We start from the raw sequence: 4,311 nt of genomic DNA on the forward strand, positions 1-4,311 counted from the left end.
GTGCGCGCTCAGCGCTTGACGGTGCCCGCGCGCAGCCGGTCGATCATGTGCCGGGTCATCTCGACGGGGCTGCTCTCGCAGACGGCGGCGCGGCTCTGCGGCAGCTCCTTATTGCGCAGCTCCACCGTCGCGTTCCATTCCTCACGTCCCGCGAAGGGGATCGTCTCGCCCTCCTGGTAGGCGGGGAAGGGACGGTAGCTGTTGAGTGCGGCGGGGTCGTTCCCCCGGACGAGCAGCGGGTCGAGGTAGAGGCCCTCGCTGTGGATCCGCGTGCTGGTGGAGATGTAGCCGATGTCGAGGCCACAGCGGCGCTTGGCGGAGGTGTTCGCCTCCGAGCAGTGCAGCAGGTTCGAGTGGTGGATGGAGACGTCGCCCGGCTGGAGCTCGATGTCCACAACGCCGTGCTCGTCGGCCCACTCCCGCACCACGGTCTCATCGGCCGTGGAGAAAAGCATGTTGTCCTTGTCGGTCCGTACCGACGGCTTGTGCAGCGGCAGCCGGTGGCTGCCGGGAATCATGCGCAGGCAGCCGTTCTCCGTGGTGCTCTCGTCGATGGCGAGCCACACTGTCAGGGCTTCCATCGGGCTCAGCGTCCAGTAGGCGCCGTCCTGGTGCCACAGGACGGGCTGGCCGTCGTAGGGCGGCTTGCAGATGTAGTGGGCGGTGAAGCACGCCAGGTTCTCGCCGAGGAAGAACTCCCCGATGTCCACCAGCAGGGGCTCCGAGACCAGGCGCGCCCAGAAGGCATCGTTGCGGATCAGGGGATGGTGGAAGTGTTCGGGGCGCAGGTCCGGGTACTTGCGGGTCAGCCACTCGACGTGGGCACGTGCCTCGTCCAGGAGTTCCGGTGGCAGGACGTCACGGATGATGGCGAACCCTTGGTCGGCGTACTCCGCCGCGGCCTTCTCAAGGACACTCCGGTTGAGTGTGTGCATGTGTCAGCTCCTCGTGAGATGTGCCAGATACTGCTTTCCGTGCCGGACCAGTTCGTGGACCCGCCACGGCGTCCCGTCCGCCAGTGATTCGAGTTCCGCCGCGGACGCGTAGAGGTAGTCGAACCAGGGCGTCGACGTCACACCGTCCCTGATGCGCAGCCGCTGCTGCCCGGCCAGTCGGCCCGCGGCGAGGTTGCGCTCCTGATAGGCCCGGTTCCAGGCGCTGGTCAGGGCGTGCGGGTCGACGCTCACGCCGAGGAGTGAGCCGCCGGGGCGGGTCACGGCGGCGAGCCGGCGCAGGATGTCCCCCGCCTTCTCCCGGTTGCCCAGGAGGCCGATGTTCTGACCACCTAGCAGCACGGTGTCGAACCTGCCGATGTCGGGCGTGAGGGTCTCGACGGTGGTGGTGAGCGTCTCCACACCCCGTAGACGGGCGATGTCGGCGGCGCCGGGCGAGGACTCGACGCCGAGCACCCGGCGGCCCTGTTCGAGGAGGTGGGTGGCGTGCCGGCCGGGCCCGCACCCGACGTCGAGGATCCGCTGTCCGGCCCGCTCGCAGAGCTGTTGTTCGAGCGGGGCCCACTCGGCATAGGGAGCGAAGTACCGGCGGATGTCGTTGGCGGTGATCAGGCCGTCGTCGCGCTCGATGATCTCGTAGGCGACGCCCGGCCCGGCACCTGCCTCCCAGACCTCCCGGACAGCGTCGCCGAAGGGATCCCCGCCGGTGGCGAGATCGAGGGTGGTGTGAACACTCACGGTGAGTCTCCCGCGTGATGGGGTCGGTTACGGGGGGAGGCGGGGCGCTGCGGGCGTCGGGCCCGTCAGACCTCCCACTCCGAGGGAAAGGTCCGGTGCGAGCGGAGCGGCGAGCGCAGCAGGATGATGACGGGGATCGCCGTGACGACCACACCGACCCAGAGGGCGACCGTGGTCGACCAGGTGCCGGCGAGAACACCACCGATCAGCCCACCGAGCGGGGTGGCGCCCTGGGTGACGACGCCGTTGCCGGCGGTGACGCGTCCCATGTAGGCAAGTGGGGTGGCGCGGGCGCGCAGTCCGGCGACCGCGACGGACCGGCCGACCACTACGAAGCCGATGAGGATCTGGGCAGTGGCGACGAGGGGGACGGCCGCGCCGCGGAAGACGGCGGCAAGGGGCGCGGCGACGAGTGCGAAGGGGGCGAGCGCGGAGAAGACCATCGTCATCCGGACCTCGCCGAACCGTCGACGCAGCCGCGGGCAGAGCAGCGAGGCGACGACACCGGCGACGGCGCCCAGGGTGGACAGCAGGCCGAACACCCAGGAGGAAACGCCGGCCTCGTCGAGGAGAAAGACCGGCAGCATCGCGAGCATGATGCCGGCGCCTAGGTTGTTCAGGGCGGCCTGGCAGACGATCAGGCGGAGCAGGGGGTGCTTGAAGAGGAACCGTACGCCCTCGACGACCTCGCGGCGGAAGTTGCGCTTCTCGACGGAGGGCCGTTCCGTCTCGGCGGGCTTGATGCCCTTGACCATCAGGATGGACACGAGGTGGCAGACAGCGGCGAACAGGTACAGGAGGGGGGCGGGGACGGCCCGGGTCGCCAGGCCTGCCGCGCCGGGTGAGACCGCCATGATGGTGGTGGAGGAGGTCTGCAGCCGGGCGTTGGCGTCGGCTATCCGGCGCTTGGGCAGCAGCTGGGGCAGGATGCTGTTGTGGGCGACATCGAAGAACACACCGCTCACGCTGCCGACGAAGGCCGTCGCGATGAGATGCGGCACGGTCAAGGCGTCGAGGGCGTAGGCGAGCGGAATGGTGGCGAAACCGACCGCGTAGACAGCGTCCGACCAGAGCAGGACGGATTTGCGGTTCCAGCGGTCGACCCAGACGCCGGCGGGCAGCCCGACCAGCAGGTAACCGAGGCGGCTGAAGACGAAGATCAGGCCGACTTCGAACGGGTTCGCGTGCAGTGACGTCACTGCCGTGATAGGGAGGGCGAAGCCGGCGACCTCGGCCGCGGAGAACCTGAACCCGTTCGCTCCCCAAAGTCGTCTGAAGCCGGGTACCCGAAGGACTTCGGACTCGGACTCAGCTCCTTCCTCGGTGGTCACCACAAGAGCGCTCTCTTCCCCTAGCCGAAGATCGTGAAGCCACTCATTATCGGCAGTCGCGGAGAACTCGCCAGGTCAGAGAGCCATTTCCGGTCGACTTTCCCGTTGCTGAGCCTAGGGAGTTCGCCGTCCACGTGCACGACATGGCGCGGAAGCATGTAGGGCGGCAAGTATTCCGGCAACCGTCCGCAGAGCGTGCGGGCCGCTTCGGTGTCCGCGGTGACGAATACCGTGATCAGATTGGAGAAGACGGGGTCCGCGGTGGCGACGGCCACCGCTTCGTGGACGCCCTCGCAGCGCCGAACGGCCTTTTCCACCTCGCCGAGCTCCACGCGGTAGCCGCGCGACTTGATCTGCGCGTCCACCCGCCCGATGAACCGCAGCTCACCGTCCGGGTTCTCGCAGACCTGGTCGCCGCTCGCGTACCACTCTCGGCCGTCGGCGGTGCGCACCATCGACCGTGCGGTCTGCGCGGCGTCGAGGTAGCCGGTCATCAGCATCGCGCCGCGCACGAGGAGTTGACCCGGCTCTCCCGGTGCTACGGCGGTCAGGTCGTCGTCCACGACCAGGATCTCCGCACCTGGCAGTACGCGCCCGATGAGCACTTCGTCCTCGGGTCCCAGAGGCGGCTTGATCTCGTGGAAGGTACACACATTGCTCTCGGTCGGGCCGTACACGTTCAGAAGCCGCATCGCCGGCAGGGCACCGTGCAGAGTGTTGACGTCGGCGGGGTGCAGGATCTCACCGCCGGTGACGAACGCGCGGAGCCCGAGGAGGCGCGGCAGCAGCGAGGTGCCGTGCCGCACCAGCCAGACGAGGGTCGACGTCACCGCGTACAGGACGGTGCCGCCGGAGCGTCGGCAGAAATCGATGTACGCGGCAGGGAAGGGCGCTGCGGCGGCAGGCATCAAGGCCACCGCGGCCCCCGACCTGACAGCGGCGAACAGGTGCAGGGTGGTGGGGTCGAAGTGGAGCGGGGCGGAGTTGACGATGACGTCGTCGGGGGTGAGGGAGAGTTCGGCCACGGCCCAGTCGACGAACGCCGATGCGCTCGCGTGCGTGTGGACGACGCCCTTGGGGATGCCGGTGCTTCCGGAGGTGTGCAGGACGTAGGCGAGGTCCTCCACCGGCGGGCGCGGGTCACCCTCGCACAGGTGGGCCCACAGACCGTCGTCGGCGCCGGACGGCGCGGGCAGCGGGGTCCAGCGACGACGGTCTGCGGGTCGGTCCCGAAGGACTGGATGAGGGCCTTGCGGGCGCCGCCCAGCATGCGTTCCTGCACGGCGCGG

Annotated in this window: 4 protein-coding genes; all 4 read right to left on the reverse strand. The window is 69.1% G+C overall.

The features are described from left to right. Window positions 1-8 precede the first annotated feature (8 nt). The gene (locus tag ACWCQ6_RS35965; protein ID WP_451096542.1) at window positions 9-935 is read right to left on the reverse strand and encodes a phytanoyl-CoA dioxygenase family protein; all 927 of its coding nucleotides are present in this window, start codon (window positions 933-935) and stop codon (window positions 9-11) included. A 3-nt stretch (window positions 936-938) separates the two neighbouring features. Further along, window positions 939-1,691, reverse strand: a complete 753-nt coding sequence (locus tag ACWCQ6_RS35970; RefSeq protein ID WP_451096544.1) for a class I SAM-dependent methyltransferase — start codon at window positions 1,689-1,691, stop codon at window positions 939-941. 65 nt (window positions 1,692-1,756) lie between these two features. Then, entirely contained in the window at window positions 1,757-3,025 is a 1,269-nt protein-coding gene (locus ACWCQ6_RS35975) for an MFS transporter (RefSeq protein WP_451096546.1), read from the reverse strand. 17 nt (window positions 3,026-3,042) lie between these two features. Continuing rightward, window positions 3,043-4,149, reverse strand: a complete 1,107-nt coding sequence (locus tag ACWCQ6_RS35980; protein ID WP_451096548.1) for an AMP-binding protein — start codon at window positions 4,147-4,149, stop codon at window positions 3,043-3,045. Window positions 4,150-4,311: the final 162 nt, after the last annotated feature.

The sequence above is a fragment of the Streptomyces sp. NPDC001880 genome (assembly GCF_053594575.1).

Excerpts from the sequence above, each read along its gene's own strand:
- ACWCQ6_RS35965 (WP_451096542.1), bottom strand. The coding sequence starts at position 935 with ATGCACACACTCAACCGGAGTGTCCTTGAGAAGGCCGCGGCGGAGTAC.